At 68.4% G+C, this 1,503-nt stretch carries 2 protein-coding genes; both read right to left on the reverse strand.

The window, feature by feature from the left end:
• Nucleotides 1-134: 134 nt before the first annotated feature.
• Nucleotides 135-350 carry a bacteriocin immunity protein gene (locus KGQ19_RS48570; protein WP_212022425.1) on the reverse strand — a complete coding sequence of 72 codons (216 nt, stop codon included), beginning with the start codon at nucleotides 348-350 and terminating at the stop codon, nucleotides 135-137.
• 27 nt (nucleotides 351-377) lie between these two features.
• Nucleotides 378-818, reverse strand: coding sequence for a helix-turn-helix domain-containing protein (locus KGQ19_RS48575; protein WP_212022427.1), 441 nt, complete (start codon nucleotides 816-818; stop codon nucleotides 378-380).
• Between the last annotated feature and the right edge of the window lie 685 nt (nucleotides 819-1,503).

Here is a 1,503-nt window from a genome sequence, read left to right on the forward strand (position 1 = left end):
CGGGTGGGGTGCGCAGCTCGCTTCGCGGCGGCTAGGGTGCGCAGCGCTTCGCGGCGGCTGGGCTGCCGACTCGCCCTGCGGCTGGGATGCCGACTCGCTCGGCGGCAGGTACGAGCTGCGCACCTGCCGCAGGCTCACAACGCGATCGGGCGGTAGGCCAAAGCCTGGTCGACGACCTCTGGTGCGGTCGGTACCGCCCCGGCGGGCCAAAAGATCAAGTCGCTCAGATATCCGGAAGGGCATCCGAGAGCCCGGTCCAAGGCTTCCAGCAAATCGCCGACCTCGTCGTCGTCCGCATAGTCGGCGTCCATGACTCGCTGCACCAGCGCGACAGCCTCATCTCGCGTCACGAACGCCTCCCCTCAACCGCGCGCCGATCAGGCGGCCAGGGCCAACGCCACCGGACCACTCGACCGGTACCGCGTCGCCAGGCCACGGCGCGAGGCCAAGTCCTGACGCGAGGCCAGCTCCTGACGCGAAGCCAAGTCATGACGCACGCCGAGCACCGCCGCCTCGCGCCGCATCCGCAACTCCCCGGCCACCGATTCGGCGAGGCCACCAAGCGTCGTGCCAAGCGCACCGGCGACCGCCGCGATCATCTCACTCGACGGCTCCTTGAGCCCACGCTCCACCTCCGACAGGTACTGGGGCGAGATCCCGGCCCGCGAAGCCGTCTCGGCCAGACTCTCCCGATTACGCCGCCGCAGCTCGCGTAGCTGGTCACCCAGCACCTCGCGCCACAGCGGCTCAGGCGCCGCCGGGCGCGGTTCCGGTGCGTTGCCGCCGGGGATGAGCTGGAGTCTTGGGGCCTCAGTCATGATTCGAGCGTACGGATAAGTGGCAGGCTCGGCCTCGCTTGTCTGCTGACAGCAGACAGCGCTGCACAGGATGGGTGCCTCGGCTTGCTGGAGCGGGGTGGTGCGTGGTGCGGTTTCGGAGCTCAGGCTTGTGGCACGGCACGGCACGGCACAGCACAGCACAGCACGGCACAGCACGGCACAGGTCGGCCGGGTCGGCACAGTGCAGGTCGCCCGTGCCGCTCAGGGCTGGGTTTGCGTACCGCGTTGCGGTTTGCTTGTGGGTTTTAAATGCTTTTTACGGCCTTCGGTCATAGTTGTGCCGGTTCGGGGTTCAAGTCGGCGAGTCTGTGTTTCGGCTGCCGGTTCGCGCGTTCACAACCCCGCCGCACCTCAGGCCTCTTCAACTCCAGTTAGCCAGTGCAAGGTCAAGGGCTGTGATGAAGGGCCGGGCCTCCGGCGGGCCTCGGCAACCTCAGGGAAACTAGCGCGGTTCCCTCGGGTGGCCGGGTCAGTCTCAGCGGCGGCGGTCCCAGAGGTGGTGCGGTCCGTTCCCCACGGTCGCGTCGTCAGCCCGATGGGTACAGCACCGGTGTCCGGGGGTAAAGTCCGCGCGCTTGCGGTCATGCGTGTGAGCTGCGGTTTTGTTCAGCGCGAACTTGACCCCCGGCCACCGGCACTGTAGGCGAAGCCCTGCCGACGCGAC

It is taken from the genome of Catenulispora pinistramenti, from assembly GCF_018274385.1.
In the GTDB taxonomy this organism is placed as follows: domain Bacteria; phylum Actinomycetota; class Actinomycetes; order Streptomycetales; family Catenulisporaceae; genus Catenulispora; species Catenulispora pinistramenti.

Excerpts from the sequence above, each read along its gene's own strand:
- KGQ19_RS48575 (WP_212022427.1), bottom strand. The coding sequence starts at position 818 with ATGACTGAGGCCCCAAGACTCCAGCTCATCCCCGGCGGCAACGCACCG.